Below are 15,325 nucleotides of genomic sequence, written 5' to 3'. Positions count from 1 at the left end.
TCTGACTAGGCTGCCGCCCATGGATGACCAGCAGCTGCTCGCCGGCCACATCGACGTCTGGTGGAGCGCGATCGACGACTTCACCACCCTGCTCGAGGAGCTCACGCCCGAGCAGTGGGACCTCCCGACCGACCTGCCGGGCTGGGACGTGCGGGCCGTCGCCGCGCACGTCGCCCACCTCGAGGCCATCCTGGCCGGCGGCCCGGAGGAGACGGCCGACGTCGGCGAGCCGCCCCACGTGACCGGCTTCCTCGGCCTCTACACCGAGATCGGCGTCGTCAACCGCCGCGACGCCGCCCCTGACGCGATCATCACCGAGATCCGCCAGGCCGCCACCACCCGGCACACCCTCCTGCTCGCCGACCCGCCCACCGACGCCTCCGCCAAGCCCGATGTCGTCTTCGGTGGCGTGCCGTGGACCTGGGAGGTGCTGCTGCGCAACCGTCCGCTGGACGTGTGGATGCACGAGCAGGACGTACGCCGGGCGGTCGGTCGCCCCGGTGGCCTCGACACCGCACCGGCCAAGCACACCGCGGACTACCTCGCCGAGAGCCTCGGCTTCGTCCTCGGCAAGAAGGTCGGCGCGGCGCCGGGGACCAGCCTCGTGCTGGAGATGGCCGGCAGCGAGCCCTTCGCCTTCGTGATCAACGACGCCGGTCGCGGCGAGCGGCTCACCGACGTCCCTGCCGACCCCACCGTCACGCTGCGGATGGACCGCGGGACCTTCGTGGTGCTCGCCGGCGGTCGTTGCCCGGCCGAGCCGGACGCCATCGTGGTCGAGGGCGACCAGGCGCTCGGCCAGCAGGTCGTCGACGCGATGGCCACGACCCCGTGAGCTCCAGCTGGCGGCTGACCGACGTCCCCGACCAGTCCGGGCGCACGATCGTCGTCACAGGCACCACCGTCGGCGGGCTGGGGCACTTCACGGCACTCGAGCTGGCCCGTCGCGGGGCTCGCGTCGTCCTGGCCGGTCGCAGCGCGACCAAGGTCGCCGAGACCGAGTCGGCCATCCGCACCGAGGTGCCGGCCGCCTCGTTGGAGCAGCTGGTCGTCGACCTGTCGGACCTCGGGTCGGTGAGGTCCGCTGCTGCTGCCGCGTCGTCGTACGGCCCGATCGACGTGCTGATCAACAACGCCGGCGTGATGGCCACCCCCCACACCCGCACCGGCGACGGTCTCGAGCTGCAGATGGCGACCAACCACTTCGGGCCGTTCCTCCTCACCGGGCTGCTCCTGCCGCAGCTGGTCGCCAGCGGTGACGCACGGGTCGTGGCGGTGTCGTCGCAGTTCCACCGCTATGCCAAGGCAGCCCCGCTGGGCGACCCGCGCCAGGACGCCGGCCGCTACGACAAGTGGCGCACCTACGGGGCCACCAAGCTGGCCAACCTGCTCTTCACCTACGAGCTGGACCGACGCGCTCGCGAGGCCGGCCTCCCGGTCGAGGCACTGGCGGCGCACCCCGGCTTCGCGGGGACGCACCTGGCGGCCAACGGTCAGTACGGCCGCTCGTCGGGAGGCGTCGCCTCGATCCTCGACGCGACCATCAAGGCGGTCTCGCAGTCGGCGGCCGCCGGCGCCTGGCCGACGCTCATGGCGGCCACCGCCGACCTGCCGGGCGGCACCTACTGCGGCCCCAGCGGGCCGGCGCAGCTCGCGGGCGCACCGCAGGTCGTCACAGGCAGCCGCGCTTCTCGCGATGCTGACGCGATGCGGCGGCTGTGGGAGACCAGCGAGGAGACCACGGGGATCCGCTACCCCTAGGAGCTGCGCTCCCGGTCGCGGATGCGCACCATGCCGGTGAGCGTGGCGACGTAGGCCGAGCCGTCGGGGCCGAGGATCACGGCGGAGTGGTGGTTGTCGAACATCGTGCCGATGCCGGTGCGCACGGAGAAGGCGGTGCGACCGGTGCGGGCGTCGATGGCGGTGAAGTACCACGCGTTGACGCCGAGCAGGCTGCGGCGCTTGGTGTAGGCGTAGACCAGGCCGTTGGCCAGCGACACCTTCGCCACCGACGTGGGGGCGACCTGGTCGTTGGTCCACACGACGCCGCACTCACCGTCGACCACGTCGACGCGTGCGAGGCCGCCGGGGGTCGTGCGGCCCAGGACGGTGCGCAGGGGGCCGGTGTAGCCGTAGTTGTTCTCCACGACCACGCCGCTCGGGCCGACCGCGACCAGGGAGGTGTCGGTGGCGCTCTCACCGTCCTCGAAGACCGTCTGCTGGCAGACCAGGTCACCGTCCTCGACGGTGTAGAACTGCACGTTCATCTTGGGGTCGGCGTTGTCGGTGATGGCGACGAGGCCGCTCGGCAGGATCGTGGGCGTGGTGCCGCTGCCGCGGCTGGGCTGGCCGTCCTTCTGCTCGGTCCCGCGGTCATAGATCGTGCGCCAGCGGATCGTCGGGCGCCCGGCGGGGTCGACGCCGAGCTCGTAGAGCGCCTCGACGGTGACGACATAGACCCCGCCGTCCTGGTCGACGGAGAACGAGGTGGCGATCTCCTCGCCGAGCTCGAGCAGCTGCACCTTGCCGGTGCCGGGATCGACGAAGCCGACCCGGCCCTGCTCGGTCCCGAACCAGGTGCGCCCGTCCCAGTCAGGCATCAGCGCGACCAGGCAGTCGTCGTCGGGCACGTCTCCCGAGAGGTCGTACGACGTCTGGATGGTGAGGTCGGGATCCCCGCGCCCGTCGGCCGTCGTCACCGCGACGATCTCGCGCTCGGTGGTGGCCGTGACGGCACGGTCCTGGTCGTCGAGGAAGAAGGCCGAGGCTAAGCAGCCGTCGTCGTCGGGCCGCGCCGGCAGCTCGAGGGTGTCCTGGGCGCGCATCGTCTCGGGGTCGAGCACGTGCAGCACCGGTCCGCTGGCGTTGCCGCAGAGCGCGACCAGCCGGTCGTGCGTGTCGAAGGCGACGGTGGGGCACGTCTCGGTGCCGAACCAGGCGGTGTCGACCGACGGGGACTCCCCGAGCGGGCCGGGGCCGGGGTAGGCGTCGGTGGACCAGCCGTCGTTGTGCATCGTGCTGGTGCCGTTGACGGCCAGCCGCGGGTGCTGCGGGACCCGGAGGTCGATGGGCTGCGGGGTGGCCGGGCTACCGAGGTAGCGCGGGGTCGCCAGCGACCCGATGCCCGGCGGGATCGGGAGGAAGCCGTCGGGCAGCAGCACCACGACGCCGGCCAGGACGGCCGCGGTGGCGGCCCAGCCGGTGACCACGCGCCAGGTGGGTCGCAGCCAGCCCCGCACGCGCGCGACCGCCAGCGACCCGAGCGCGAGCAGCAGGGCCAGCGGGCCGATCGCCCAGACGAGCAGGGCGACCGCCACGAGGGCGAGGCTGCGCTGGAACCTCACACCCCAAGTTCTACAGGGTTGCCGCTGCCCGACGCGCCGGGGTCCACAGGAAGACCAGGACAGGGGGTGACGCTATGGACGCGTGGCTGTGCCGGTCCTAGCATCCCTGGCATGCGCCGCCACCTGATGGGAGCCGTCCTGCTCCCCCTCGTCCTGAGCCTGGCGGCGATCCCGCAGGCGCAGGCCGACCCGCCGAGCGACGCCCTGGCCTACGACTCCTTCGATGCCGTGACCTACAACCCTGAGAGCCCGTCCGGCACGGAGCTCCCGGTGAACCGCGCCTACACGTTCATCACCCCGACCTCGAGTCCTCTCGACACCTCCGCCTTCAGCGTCCAGACCGGCGAGGCCGAGACGACCGCCAACCACAACGGATGCCTCGTGGCGCCGGGCGAGGCCGCCTATGCGGGGCGCACGGCCTGGGTCCGCTTCGATCCGGCCGTGGACGGCAATCTGCTCGTGCGCGCCATCACTCCCGGCTACGACTCCGTGATGATCCTGCACCAGACCTCGGACGTGCCTTGGGGACAGGCAGACCTCTCGACCCTGCAGGCCACCGAGTGCGCCTCGAACGATCCCGCAGCGGGCAACGAGACGATCGGCTCCTGCAACGGCACTCCCTGCCTCGCGGTCACCGCCGAGCTGGCCTACTACGTGCAGGTCGGGGGGCGCTGCGCGAGCAGCACGGATCCGACGACGTGCAGCGCGCCCGACGTCCCCGGCGGCAGCACTCGCGTCGAGGTGCGGTTCGTCCCGGACGACTCGGACGGGGACGGTGTCCCCGACACACAGGACCAGTGCGTCGGTGGCGTCGTCGGCGGGGTCAACGGCGCCGGGTGTCCCGACGCGGACGGCGACGGGCTCGCCGACACCGATGACGCCTGTCCGTCCCTGGCCGGCAACCCGGACCCGCCCTTCGACGGCTGCCCCGAGGGCCCGGTGCCACCGGATCCCGACGGCCCCGTGGACGTCACGATCGTCGCCCTCGACGGCAACCGGTTCAACACCCGCGAGATCGATGTCAAGCTGCACCTGAACTGGCCCCAGGGCGCCACCAGCGCCGTCGCCAGCAACGGTGACGGCGCCTTCCGCCCCATCCCGCTGCAGGCCGTGGTGCCCTGGAAGCTCGAGCCCAGCTCCAAGAGCGAGACTCGCGAGGTGAAGGTCGTCTTCTCCGGCTCCGCCCCGACTGAGAGGGACCGCGACACCATCACGCTCGACCCGGTGGCCCCCCGTCTGGCCCAGTCCTTCCTGCTGCGCACGGCGAGCGGCTGGAACCTGGCCCTGAAGATGACCGACGACCGGACCGGGGTCCGCCGGGTGCGGGTGCTCGACGCTTCCGGCGACTCGATCGCCGGTCGGGTCTTCTGCGCGCCCCGAGCCGGGTGCCTCTTGATCCGCGAGGGCCGTTTCAAGGGCCTCGGCCCTCAACCCACCGCGGCCCTGGTCCAGGACGCCGCCGGCAACCAGCGACGCGTCCGTCTCGTTGCTCGCCAGTCCTCGTGCTCCGGCAACGAGCACACCGTGCTCTCCAAGCTCAACGTCGGTCGCGTCGGGTGCTTCTTCGTGGGCGAGCGCATCACGCGCAGCGAGGCGCGGGAGTACGACTGGCCCGATGCCGAGCTCCGCCTGCGACGTCTGTCGAAGCGGGTCTTCCGAGTTCAGCAGCTGGCGGCATGAGTGCCGGCACGGGCACCCACCCCGGCCGCGACTGACGTGGGACCGGTCGGCTGGGTCGCACTCGGGGTGGGGGCTGCGGTTGCCGTCCGCCTCGCGCTGCAAGCCCGACGCGACCCTGGGGACCCGGCGAGATCGCGCAAGCTGAGGGTGGCTCTGGGTCTGGCGACCACGGTCGCTGCGATCATCGCGGGCGCTGTCCTGATCGGTGTCCAGTCGGTGCCGGCCCCAGAGCCCCGCGGCATCGGAGTGCTCGTCGAGGGCACCGACAGCCTGGCCATCCGCGGGTTCGACACCGGGCTCACCGTGTCCCTCAAGGCACGCGTGATCGGGTGCGGTGAGCCCGTCGCCGTCGCCCTCACGATCGCGCCGACGGCAGAGTTCTGGCGTGACCACGCAGCGGTCCTGAGGTCGCAGGCCGTCGTCCGTGTGGCCGTCCCGGACGCCGGGATCTCCCGTATCGACGTCGCGACCGCGACCGATGCCCTCGCCGCCGTCGTCGACCCTCAAGGGGCCAGCGCCGACCGGGACGGCGCCACCCTCAGCTCTGTCGACCCGGACGACGAGACCGGGACGACGATGCTCGAGATCACGGTCCCCGGGTGGGGCCGGTCGCTCGCCCCGGTCATCATCGACTTCACGGCCGACTGGACCGAGCGCCGCAGCAGGCTCGGCGGGTGCTACCTGAGCCTCCCGGCGCTGACGGGCCACCCCACCGTGCTCAGCGGCGCCCAGCTCGCAGGGACCGCGGTCGCCCTGGACGAGGACCTCGGCTCACGCGACGCCAACGTCTTCGAGGTGGAGTCCCGCTCGGCGGGCCTCCACGCCTACTGGAACTCCGACTACGAGGTGACCCGGGGCGTCGCTTCGATCGATCTCGGTGACTACACGCTCCAGGGCGCGACGTCTGCTGCGCCGGACACCAGCCTGTCCGGGGCTCCTGCGTGGACCTGCCGGACCACCATCCCGGACACCTTCGCCAACATCGACACCCAGGACCCGGACGAACCCACCGCCGACTTCAACATCACCGGCTCGCAGGCCACGACCGTGGCCTTCTCAGCGGAGCGGATCCAGCAGATCCTGGAGCAACGCACGTGCGCGACGTTCGTCGCCATCGAGGCACCGGGCGCCGGGACCAAGCGCGATCTCCTCCTGATCATCATCGGCGCCCTCTTCTCGATCGGGATGGAGCTGGTCCTCTCGGGGTTCGTGCGTGAAGAGCGCTCCGTGCAGGCCGTGGCCACGTCCTGACCCCCGCCTCACCGACCGCGACGGGCGAAGTCGGGGACGGCCTTGGCGAAGGCCGCCTCGCGCGCCACCTTGGTGTTGTGCGCGAAGAGCAGCACGAGCTGCTCGGCGCGCTCGCGGGCGAACGTACGCCGCGGGCTCGCCGTCCACGTGTCGTTGAAGAGGCGCTTGGTGGCCGCCAGCTGGTCGGGGCTGCGCAGCCTGAGGCGCTCGGCCAGCTCGAACGCAGCGGAGACCGGGTCGGCGGCCAGCTCGGTGACCAGGCCCAGGTCGAGGGCCTCCTTGCCGGTGAGGACCTCGGCGGTCATCGTGAGCCTCTTGGCGGTGTCGATGCCGACCAGCTCGGCCAGGGAGCGGATGCCGCTCATGTCGGGGATGATCCCCCACTTGCCCTCGAGCACCGACCACTGCGACTCGGGCGTGGCGATGCGGAAGTCGGCGGCCAGCGCGATCTGCAGCCCGCCGCCGAGGCAGTGTCCGTGCACCGCGGCGATCACCGGCACGGGGACCCGGCGCCAGGCCCAGCAGGCCTCCTGGAAGGTGTTGGTGCCGCGCCAGGGCCGAGGCACGAAGTGCGTCACGACCTTGACGGGCTGCTTCATCACGTGCGCGAAGTCGAGACCGGCGCAGAACGCGTCGCCCTCGCCGGAGACCACCACGGCCCGCAGGGTGCGGTCCTTGCGGAGCATCTGTGCGGTCGACACCAGGTCGTCGAGGATCTGCAGGGTCAGCGCGTTGAGCTTGTCCGGCCGGTCGAGCCGGACGTGGGCGATGCCGTCCACGACGGAGCAGGTGACGTGACTCATGGGAGAAGGGTAGGGGGCGCCGAGGCCTTGCCCGGCGGAGGCCGCGTGGCCGTGACGACCACCGACCCGGCACCCTGGATGCCATGACACGCCTGCACCTCGACCCGGACTCCGCGGACGTCAACGCCTACAAGCTGATGACCTCGCTGGTGGTCCCCCGCCCGATCGCGTGGGTGGCGAGCCGCTCTGCCGCGGGCGTGGGCAACCTGGCGCCGCACTCGTTCTTCACCGTGGTGTGCGCCGACCCGCCGATCGTGGCGTTCGCCTCGATCGGCGACAAGGACACGCTGCGCAACGTGCTCGAGACTCGCGAGTTCACGATCAGCGTCGCCACCGAGGCCCTCATGGACGAGGTCAACGCGACCGGCGCGCACTTCGACGCCGACACCGACGAGGCGGCTGCGCTGGGCATCGAGATGCGCCCCAGCACGGTCGTCGGCCCGCCCGCTGTCGCGGGCTCGCCCGGCGCGATGGAGTGCACGCTCCACTCCACCGTCGACTTCGGGAGCTCGACCCTGGTGCTGGGCACCGTGGTGTCCTTCAGCGTCGACGAGGACGTGATGGAGGACGGGCTGCCGGCCTACGACCGGATGGGACCGGTCGCCCGGCTGGGCCGCGAGGAGTGGGGCCTTCCCTCGCCGACCGTGTCGGTGGCACGGCCGGCGAGGCCCCAGGACATCGACCCGCAGGTCGGGAGCCGGACCGAGACCGGGCTCAGCGAGCGCTGACCTGGGTCACCCAGTAGTCGGTCGTCGGGGTCGACGGCGTGGTGAAGCGCGCGTTGGGCAGGTAGAGCCGCCTGCCCAGCTTGGCCACCGTGGTCGGAACGTCGAAGTCCGGTGAGGTGATCTCGCGGACCTTCGTCCCGCTCGTGCCGGCCTTGTCGAGCTCGACGACGGCCACCTTGTTGAGCCTGTTCTGCACGGCGTAGAGGGTGCGCCCCTGGAGCAGCAGCCCGTCACCGTTCGTGAGCAGCGTGCCGCCCAGGTCGACCTCGGTGGCCTCGCCCGACTCGCGGTCGACGCGGAAGAGCCCTCCGGTGGAGGAGTTGACGACCAGCAGGGCGCGACCGTCGGGCGTCTGGGTGATGCCGTTGGCGTTGAGCCCGGCGTTCTGCACCCACTCGCCGGTGAGCGGGACTGTCACGACGTCCTCGGGGGCGGGCAGCTCGCCCTTCGGGCCCAGGGGCAGCGCGAAGAGGCGGGCGTTCTGGGAGTCGGTGAACCACGCGGTGTCGCGGGTGAGCACGACGTCGTTGATGAAGGCGGCGCCCTCGGCGAGCTGGTAGCTCGCCAGCACCTCGCCGGTCCGGGCGTCGACCACCCGGGCGTCGCCGGCCGTCCCACCGGAGACGAAGAGCCGCTCGCGCTCGTCGACCTTGAGCCCGACCGAGGGCGTGCCCGGTCCCTGGCTGACGACCTCGCCCTCGCCGGAGCGCAGGTCGATGGCGTAGAGGTCGCCGTCGAGCCGGGAGCCGAAGTAGGCCGTGGCCTGCTTGCCGATCGTGATGCCCTCGGGCTGGAAGCCGTCGGGCAGCTCCACCCGCTCGGGGAAGGCCGTGCGCTCGCCCCTGTCGGGCGGGGTCGCGGTCGCTGCGCCGGCTCCGAGCACGGCGGTAAGGGCGAGCCCTGCGGCCAGACCGGTCGCGAGGCCGGTGGTCAGGGTGGTGCGCGGGGTCCTGCGGTGTGCGGTCGTCATCGACTTCTCCTGCGGTCGGGGGCGCCGAGGAGCAGCCCCGACGCCGAGAACGGGACGGTGTCGAGACTAGGCAGGCACCGGTTGCGCCCCTGCCCACGCAGCTCTCGTCCACGGGCGCGTACGGACACGAACGGAGATCGGATGGGGTGCGTGAGCGCACACGGCGAAATCCTTGAACGCCTCGATCGGCGGACTACGACTGGAAAGGCAACACCAGCACATCCGACCTCCGAACCCAACTGAAAGTGGAGGACAAAATGCGCAACCTCATCACGAAGTCCATCGCCGTCACCGCGACCGCCGGGCTGCTGACCCTGGGCGGTGCCTCGCTCGCCGGGGCTGCCCAGGCCGACGAGCCGTTCACCTCGAACGACACCTCCTCGGAGACCACGAGCAACCAGGTGGAGGACCTCCTCGACGTCTTCTTCGGCGACCTGCTCGGCGCCAACGGCTTCGACCTCGGCGACGTGACCGACAACGGGTCCGGGAACGGCAACGGTCTCGACCTCGACCTCGGCGACGTCACCGACAACGGCTCCGGAAACGGCAGCGGCAGCGGCTCCGGCAACGAGACCGGCAACGGCTCCGCGAACGGCAACGGATCCGGCAACGAGACCGGCTCCGGCAACAACGTCGAGACCAACCCGACCATCGACCCGGACGTCAACGTCGCGCCCGAGATCGACCTGTCGCCCAGCGCGGGCAACGGCAACGAGACCGGCAACGGCTCGGGCAACGGGTCTGGCAACAGCAGCTCGGAGAGCACCGAGAGCTCCACGGAGGACAACAGCTCCGAGGAGACCACGACCGAGGACAACGACTCGCAGTCCGACTCGGACTCCTCCTTCGGTGGCCTGCTCAACGGTCTCTTCTGAGTCACGTCTGACCGGCACGCCCGTCCGTGAGGCGTGACCGGATTCGTGCGCTGGGGCGCTCGACCTCCACTGGTCGAGCGCCCCAGCGCCATGTCCGGCCGATTGGCTCAGGTCCTCCGCCGCCGTGCCGATCAGTGCCTCGATGATCCCGTCCAGGAAGGACACCCCGTGCCGGACGCCACTCCCTTCGAGTCGCTGAGCCGCCACTCCGCCGTGCGCCGCTCACGCAAGGCCGATCTGCTCTCGGTCAGCCGCAGCATCGAGCTGAGCTTCACGGGCGAGGGCGCGGCCACCGTCTACGTCTGCCTCCAGCACGTCGACTTCCTGACCTCGGCGACGGTGCGCACCTATGACCGGATGGCACGCTTCGGCACCCGGGTCCACGTCTACGGCGTCGACGTCCGCTCGCGCACCGACCTGCGCGGCCTCTTCCACCTGCACGACGTCTCGCCCCGCTCCCCGCTCGCGCTGGAGTGGAACATCCTGATCCTGGGCAGCCGGTCCACGACGGCGCTGGCCGCCCGCGAGGAGGCACCCCTGCCCGGCACCAGGGGCGGTGACGGTGATCGTCGATTCGCCTTCCTCACCACGACCGACCCGCACGACGTACGTTTCGCCGCGGCCGCCCTGTCGGCCGACGCGTTCGTCGCCTGACGGCAGCCGGGGCCACGGCGGCCCGCTCGCTAGCCTGAGCCGCGATGAGCAGCATCCGCGACTTCCTCGACCTCGTCGAGCAGCTCCCGAGCGTGAGCAGCAGCGACCACGGCCACTACACGCGCTTCCAGGTCGCCGCCCACACCTTCGGCTACCTGTGGCCCGCGACGACGACCGTCGGGCTGAAGCAGACCCGCGCCGAGCAGCTCGGGCTCGTCGCCGAGCGGCCCGAGGTCTTCGAGGTGCAGTTCACCGCCGGCGCCTTCGGGTGGGTGGTCGTGCACCTCGAGGGCCTGGAGCGCGACGAGCTGGCCGAGCTCACCTTCGAGGCGTGGCGCCTCACCGCTCCCGCGACCCTGGTCGAGGAGCGCGACGACCGGCTCCCCACCTGAGCGCCCGTAGGCTGGACAGGTGAGCCTGGCCCCCGACAGCACCGCCCTGACGCCGGCCCTCGGCGACCTCTTCGCCCGCGAGCTGCCCGAGCTCGCCCTGCCGTGGCGGGCCGAGGCGACACCGGAGCCGACCCTGCTGGCGCTCAACGAGCCGCTGGCCGAGAGCCTCGGCCTCGACCCCGCCGCGCTGCGCACGCCCGAGGGCCTCGGGCTGCTGACCGGCACCCTCGTCCCCGCCGGCGCGACCCCGGTGGCGCAGGTCTACGCCGGCCACCAGTTCGGCGGCTACTCCCCGCGCCTCGGCGACGGCCGGGCCCTGCTCCTGGGCGAGATCACCGACACCGACGGCGTCCTGCGCGACCTGCACCTCAAGGGCTCCGGCCGCACCCCGCTCGCCCGCGGCGGCGACGGGCTGGCGGCGGTCGGCCCCATGCTGCGCGAGTACGTCGTCAGCGAGGCCATGCACGCCCTCGGCATCCCGACGACCCGCGCGCTGGCCGTCGTCGCCACGGGGCGGACCGTCCGCCGCGAGACGCCGCTGCCTGGGGCGGTGCTCGCCCGCACGGCGAGCAGCCACCTGCGCGTGGGGAGCTTCCAATATGCCCGCGCCACCGACGACCTCGACCTGCTGCGCCGCCTGGCCGACCACGCCATCGCGCGCCACCACCCCGACGCGGCGCAGGCCGACAACCCCTACCTCGCGCTCTTCGACGCGGTGGCGGCCGCCCAGGCGTCGCTGGTCGCGCGGTGGATGTGCGTCGGCTTCGTCCACGGCGTGATGAACACCGACAACGTGACGATCTCCGGCGAGAGCATCGACTACGGTCCCTGCGCCTTCCTCGACGTCTTCGAGCCGACCACGGTCTTCAGCTCGATCGACGAGGGCGGCCGCTACGCCTTCGGCAACCAGCCGCCGATCACGGAGTGGAACCTCGCGCGCCTCGCCGAGGCGCTGCTGCCCCTCATCGACGACGACCAGGAGAAGGCCGTCGCCCTGGCGGTGGAGGGGCTGGGCCGCTTCCGCGACCGCTACGCCGAGGCCTGGAAGGCCGGCACCCGCGCCAAGCTCGGCCTTCCCGCCGGGCTCGACGACGCGGTCGCCACACCTCTGGTCGACGAGGTCTACGAGCTGATGCGCGCCAACCACGTCGACCACACCGGCTTCTTCCGCGCCCTGGGCAGTGCCGCCCGCGGCAACGCCGAGCCGGTCCGGGGTCTGGTGCTCGACCTCGCCGGGATCGACGCGTGGCTCGAGCGCTGGCTCGCGGCCTGTCCCTCGGGCCCTGACGCGGACGCGATGGACCGGGTCAACCCGATCTACGTCCCGCGCAACCACCTCGTCGAGGAGACGCTCGCCGCGGCCACCGCCGGTGACCTGGCACCGCTCGCGAGCCTGCTGGCCGCCGTGCGGGCGCCGTACGACGAGCGGGCGGGCCTGGAGCGCTACGCCGAGCCCGCGCCCGACTCCTTCGGCGACTACCAGACGTTCTGCGGCACCTGACCCGACCGCTCGTCGGCGAGGAGCGCCTCGCGGTCCTCGGCCAGCACGAAGCCGAGCGCGACGGCCCGCTCCGCCGCGGCGGCGTAGGCGGACCGGTAGTGGTGGACATCGCGCCACAGCGCCCCGATCTGCTCGGCCGGAAGCACCCTGCTGCTCCCGAAGAGGCGGCACAGGGCCGATGCTCCCGGGACCTCGGTCCCGGACAGCACCTCGACCGGTGCGTCCACGACGGGGGTGCGCACGCCCCCGATCACATTGCCGACGTCGTCGAGCACGAAGGCGCCGTCGACCACGTCGAGAGGCGGGGCCTGGGGCGCCGCGTCACCACCGCGGGCCCAGCGCTCGAGGTGGTGCAGCGCTGCCCGGACGACGAAGACCTGCTGTCCGCGGTTGACCGGCTCCGAGCAGCCGAGGAAGTCCTCGAAGTCACCGATCACGTGCTTGTCGGCGTGCGCCGTGCCCGCGACCTCCCACACCCGCAGCAGGTCGTGGTCGGGCTGACGGGCCGGCAGGTAGTCGAGGTAGCCGAACAGGTCGGTCTCGGTCTGGACGACGAGCACCGGCACGTCGAGGTCGGTGCGCAGCCGCGTCGGGACGCCGCGCAGCCGCTCCTCCAGCCGGACCCCCTCGCCCGCACGACCGAGCGGCAGCGCCGCACCTCCGCGGCTGTGGATCAGGAGGCCGTCGAGGAGGCCGGCGATCGGCTGCACGCCGTTGGCGTACGACGTGAGGGCGAAGGCCGACTGCGACTCACCGGTCGCGAGGACGCACGTGGAGCCGAGGGACTCGGCCACGGCGCGGGCCACGGAGGTGAAGACGTCGTAGCAGAACGCGTCGCCCGGGTGGGCCAGGTCGGCGTAGCGCTCGGGATTGCCGCCGCGCAGGCCGGGACTGCCCCGGCCCCCGATCGCGACCAGGGTGAGTCCGCCCTCGACGCCGGCGTGCTGGGCGGAGACTGCGGCGTAGGCGTGCCCGCGCCGCACGACCTCCTCGGCGTAGAACGTCCACCCCGGAGCGGCGTCCTGGCCGCTGCTGACGTTGAGCCACTCGACCACGAGCGTGCCGCTCGCGTGCTCGGGAGCAGGTGACCGCACGACGACGCGCGTCGCGAAGTCGGCCGTGCCGTCGACCTCGAGCGACCAGTGACCGTCGGCCGGCAGGTCGTCGGCGCGGTAGGACACCGCCGTGCCGCTGGCGACGTGCTCGGTCTCGGTGTAGCCCCACGCGGCCAGGTCCGGCCCCGGACGGGCGGAGGCGATCCCGGCGTCGCCGGGTGGGAGGGCCCGCAGCGTGGTCAGGACTTGTCCCGGGCCCGGGCCGCCCTGGCGATCGTCTCCTCGACGATCGAGTTGATCCGCGCGCCGTTGGGCCACCCGGCGTAGTGGCACAGGAAGATCACGATCTCCCGCAGCTCGGTGTCGTCGAGCTCGCCGTTGGCGTGCGCCGCGGGGATCTGGATCCCGAGCACGTCGGCGCCGCCGGTGCCGGCGAGCAGCCCGATCAGCAGCAGCCGCCGGTCGCGGTCGGAGAGCCCCTCCCGCTGCCAGATGTCGCCGAAGAGGTGCTCGACGGTGAGGCCGAAGAAGTCCCCGACACCGTCGGTCATGTCGAAGCCGTAGACCTGCTCCATCTTCTCCAGGCCCAGGCGGCGCTTCTCCGGGAGGTCGTCGAACTTGCCGGTCATGTCGTCTCCTCGGATGAGCGTTGGTCGGAGGTCGTGCGTGGGTCGAGACCCAGCCCCGGCCCGAGCCGCTCGAGCGCGAGCCTGGCGAGCGGCACCTCGACGCCGAGCTGGTCGGCGAGGTCGGTGGCGAAGCCGAGGTCCTTCTCCCCCAGCGCGCGCACGTGGGTGAAGACACCGTGCCAGAAGTCGCCCTCCGGGATGGGCGCCGCGGTCTCGCGGTGCATGATCGCGCCGGGCCCGCCGGTGATCGCGTCGGTGTGGCGCACGACGTCGCCCAGCGCCTTGAGGTCGAGCCCGGCCGCCTCGGCGAGCCGCTGCGCCTCGGTGGCGGCGGTGAACGCCACGAAGTGCATCAGGTTGCGGGCCAGCTTGAAGGTCGTGCCGGCGCCGATCGGCCCCGCGTGCACCACCTTGGTCCCCATCGCGTCGAGCACCGGCCGGGCCGCGGCGAAGGCGTCGTCGGAGCCGCCCACCATGATCGCGAGCGTGCCATCCGAGGCGCCCATCGAGCCGCCGCTGACCGGCGCGTCCAGGAGACGTACGCCGTGGCGCGCGGCCGTGTCGGCCAGCTCACCGGGCGTGGCCGGTGCGACGGTCGAGTGCACCACGACGGTGAGCCGGTCCCCCGCCCTCGCTGATCGGCCGAGCACCTCACGGAGCACGTCGCGCACCTGGTCGTCGTCGCGCACCATCACGCAGAGGACGTCGACGTCGGCCGCGAGCTCGGCCACGCTGCCGGCGACCTTCGCCCCTGCGGCCTCGAGCTCGGCCAGCGGCTCGGGCGCGACGTCGTACACGGTGAGGGTGAGGCCGCGGGCGGGCGCCTCGGATGCGAGCCGCAGCGCCATCGGCTTGCCGATGTTGCCCAGCCCGATGAAGCCGACCCTGGTCGTGGCCACGTCGGTCACGACCGGAAGGTCTGTCCGCCGTCGACGGCGAGGATCTGGCCGGTCACCCACGACGCCTCCTCGGAGAGCAGGAAGACGCAGGCGCCGACCATGTCCTCGGGCTGACCCATGCGCTTGAGCGCGAGGCCCTTGACCAGGTCCTTGGCGGCGTCGCCGGCCTGTGTGCGCGTCGCGGCGGTGTCGGTGGGGCCGGGGGCGATCGCGTTGACCCGGATGCCCATGCCGCCGACCTCGTGGGCCAGCTGGTGGGTCAGGCCGTTGACGCCGACCTTGGCCAGGCCGTAGAAGCCGGAGTAGAGGTAGGCCGCGGTCGAGCTCTGGTTGACGATCGAGCCGCCACCGCGCTTCTGCATCGAGGGATAGACCGCGCGGGTCATCACCAGGGCGCCGTCCATGTTCACGCTCATGAACTTCTTGTAGTAGTCCCAGTCGACGCTGATCAGCAGGTCGAAGGCCATCTCGCCGTAGATCGCGGCGTTGTTGACCAGCCCGTCGATGCCGCCATAGGCCGCGGTCACGGCCTCGACCAGCGCCG

Annotated in this window: 16 protein-coding genes; 9 read left to right on the top strand and 7 right to left on the bottom strand. The window is 72.2% G+C overall.

The features are described from left to right. The first annotated feature begins 19 nt into the window (after nucleotides 1-19). Nucleotides 20-835: a maleylpyruvate isomerase family mycothiol-dependent enzyme gene (locus RMN98_RS19505; RefSeq protein ID WP_309650485.1), complete on the top strand. Its 816-nt coding sequence runs from the start codon at nucleotides 20-22 to the stop codon at nucleotides 833-835. Next, the gene (locus RMN98_RS19500; protein ID WP_309650484.1) at nucleotides 832-1,761 is read left to right on the top strand and encodes an oxidoreductase; all 930 of its coding nucleotides are present in this window, start codon (nucleotides 832-834) and stop codon (nucleotides 1,759-1,761) included. Before RMN98_RS19505 ends, RMN98_RS19500 begins: the two co-directional genes overlap by 4 nt. Here RMN98_RS19500 and RMN98_RS19495 read toward each other — a convergent pair. After that, nucleotides 1,758-3,344 carry a hypothetical protein gene (locus RMN98_RS19495; protein WP_309650483.1) on the bottom strand — a complete coding sequence of 529 codons (1,587 nt, stop codon included), beginning with the start codon at nucleotides 3,342-3,344 and terminating at the stop codon, nucleotides 1,758-1,760. The genes RMN98_RS19500 and RMN98_RS19495 overlap by 4 nt on opposite strands. A 111-nt stretch (nucleotides 3,345-3,455) precedes the next feature. On the opposite strand from RMN98_RS19495, the gene RMN98_RS19490 reads away from it, so the two are divergent. Together RMN98_RS19490 and RMN98_RS19485 are read left to right on the top strand one after the other, a co-directional pair. Further along, entirely contained in the window at nucleotides 3,456-5,024 is a 1,569-nt protein-coding gene (locus RMN98_RS19490) for a hypothetical protein (protein ID WP_309650482.1), read from the top strand. Nucleotides 5,025-5,171: 147 nt separating this feature from the next. Continuing rightward, nucleotides 5,172-6,275, top strand: a complete 1,104-nt coding sequence (locus RMN98_RS19485) for a hypothetical protein (protein WP_309650481.1) — start codon at nucleotides 5,172-5,174, stop codon at nucleotides 6,273-6,275. An 8-nt stretch (nucleotides 6,276-6,283) separates the two neighbouring features. Here the strand turns inward: RMN98_RS19485 and RMN98_RS19480 are convergent, their stop codons facing one another. Next, the gene (locus RMN98_RS19480; protein WP_309650480.1) at nucleotides 6,284-7,078 is read right to left on the bottom strand and encodes a crotonase/enoyl-CoA hydratase family protein; all 795 of its coding nucleotides are present in this window, start codon (nucleotides 7,076-7,078) and stop codon (nucleotides 6,284-6,286) included. A gap of 83 nt (nucleotides 7,079-7,161) precedes the next feature. Between RMN98_RS19480 and RMN98_RS19475 the strand changes: the two genes are divergently transcribed. After that, the gene (locus RMN98_RS19475) at nucleotides 7,162-7,806 is read left to right on the top strand and encodes a flavin reductase family protein (RefSeq protein ID WP_309650479.1); all 645 of its coding nucleotides are present in this window, start codon (nucleotides 7,162-7,164) and stop codon (nucleotides 7,804-7,806) included. Here the strand turns inward: RMN98_RS19475 and RMN98_RS19470 are convergent. Further along, the gene (locus RMN98_RS19470; protein ID WP_309650478.1) at nucleotides 7,793-8,776 is read right to left on the bottom strand and encodes a superoxide dismutase; all 984 of its coding nucleotides are present in this window, start codon (nucleotides 8,774-8,776) and stop codon (nucleotides 7,793-7,795) included. The two genes, RMN98_RS19475 and RMN98_RS19470, sit on opposite strands and share 14 nt — an antisense overlap. Nucleotides 8,777-9,033: 257 nt before the next feature. On the opposite strand from RMN98_RS19470, the gene RMN98_RS19465 reads away from it, so the two are divergent. The 4 genes from RMN98_RS19465 to RMN98_RS19450 all read left to right on the top strand — a co-directional run bounded on the left by RMN98_RS19465 (nucleotide 9,034) and on the right by RMN98_RS19450 (nucleotide 12,198). Then, complete coding sequence (locus RMN98_RS19465) at nucleotides 9,034-9,651, top strand: hypothetical protein (RefSeq protein WP_309650477.1); 618 nt, start codon at nucleotides 9,034-9,036, stop codon at nucleotides 9,649-9,651. A gap of 168 nt (nucleotides 9,652-9,819) precedes the next feature. After that, nucleotides 9,820-10,305, top strand: coding sequence for a DICT sensory domain-containing protein (locus tag RMN98_RS19460; protein WP_309650476.1), 486 nt, complete (start codon nucleotides 9,820-9,822; stop codon nucleotides 10,303-10,305). A 44-nt stretch (nucleotides 10,306-10,349) separates the two neighbouring features. Further along, nucleotides 10,350-10,697 (top strand): MmcQ/YjbR family DNA-binding protein, encoded by a 348-nt coding sequence (locus RMN98_RS19455; protein ID WP_309650475.1) that lies wholly within the window; start codon nucleotides 10,350-10,352, stop codon nucleotides 10,695-10,697. Between the two features lie 19 nt (nucleotides 10,698-10,716). After that, the gene (locus RMN98_RS19450) at nucleotides 10,717-12,198 is read left to right on the top strand and encodes a protein adenylyltransferase SelO family protein (protein ID WP_309650474.1); all 1,482 of its coding nucleotides are present in this window, start codon (nucleotides 10,717-10,719) and stop codon (nucleotides 12,196-12,198) included. Here RMN98_RS19450 and RMN98_RS19445 read toward each other — a convergent pair. From RMN98_RS19445 to RMN98_RS19430, 4 genes are all read right to left on the bottom strand, one after another. Further along, the gene (locus RMN98_RS19445; RefSeq protein ID WP_309650473.1) at nucleotides 12,174-13,571 is read right to left on the bottom strand and encodes an alpha/beta hydrolase domain-containing protein; all 1,398 of its coding nucleotides are present in this window, start codon (nucleotides 13,569-13,571) and stop codon (nucleotides 12,174-12,176) included. The genes RMN98_RS19450 and RMN98_RS19445 overlap by 25 nt on opposite strands. Then, nucleotides 13,493-13,882: a carboxymuconolactone decarboxylase family protein gene (locus tag RMN98_RS19440; protein WP_309650472.1), complete on the bottom strand. Its 390-nt coding sequence runs from the start codon at nucleotides 13,880-13,882 to the stop codon at nucleotides 13,493-13,495. Before RMN98_RS19440 ends, RMN98_RS19445 begins: the two co-directional genes overlap by 79 nt. After that, entirely contained in the window at nucleotides 13,879-14,790 is a 912-nt protein-coding gene (locus tag RMN98_RS19435) for an NAD(P)-dependent oxidoreductase (protein WP_309650471.1), read from the bottom strand. Before RMN98_RS19435 ends, RMN98_RS19440 begins: the two co-directional genes overlap by 4 nt. After that, nucleotides 14,787-15,325 (bottom strand): SDR family oxidoreductase (locus tag RMN98_RS19430; protein WP_309650470.1); only part of this gene is annotated, 539 nt, incomplete at its 5' end. The genes RMN98_RS19430 and RMN98_RS19435, both read right to left, overlap by 4 nt.

The sequence above is a fragment of the Nocardioides sp. genome (assembly GCF_031397825.1).
Lineage (GTDB): Bacteria > Actinomycetota > Actinomycetes > Propionibacteriales > Nocardioidaceae > Nocardioides.
The sequence above is the reverse complement of the archived record's forward strand: the minus strand, read 5'-3'. Positions and strand labels throughout refer to the sequence as shown.

Coding starts and splice junctions, on each gene's coding strand:
- RMN98_RS19505 (WP_309650485.1), top strand. CDS start 20: ATGGATGACCAGCAGCTGCTCGCCGGCCACATCGACGTCTGGTGGAGC.
- RMN98_RS19490 (WP_309650482.1), top strand. CDS start 3,456: ATGCGCCGCCACCTGATGGGAGCCGTCCTGCTCCCCCTCGTCCTGAGC.
- RMN98_RS19480 (WP_309650480.1), bottom strand. CDS start 7,078: ATGAGTCACGTCACCTGCTCCGTCGTGGACGGCATCGCCCACGTCCGG.
- RMN98_RS19475 (WP_309650479.1), top strand. CDS start 7,162: ATGACACGCCTGCACCTCGACCCGGACTCCGCGGACGTCAACGCCTAC.
- RMN98_RS19470 (WP_309650478.1), bottom strand. CDS start 8,776: ATGACGACCGCACACCGCAGGACCCCGCGCACCACCCTGACCACCGGC.
- RMN98_RS19465 (WP_309650477.1), top strand. CDS start 9,034: ATGCGCAACCTCATCACGAAGTCCATCGCCGTCACCGCGACCGCCGGG.
- RMN98_RS19455 (WP_309650475.1), top strand. CDS start 10,350: ATGAGCAGCATCCGCGACTTCCTCGACCTCGTCGAGCAGCTCCCGAGC.
- RMN98_RS19440 (WP_309650472.1), bottom strand. CDS start 13,882: ATGACCGGCAAGTTCGACGACCTCCCGGAGAAGCGCCGCCTGGGCCTG.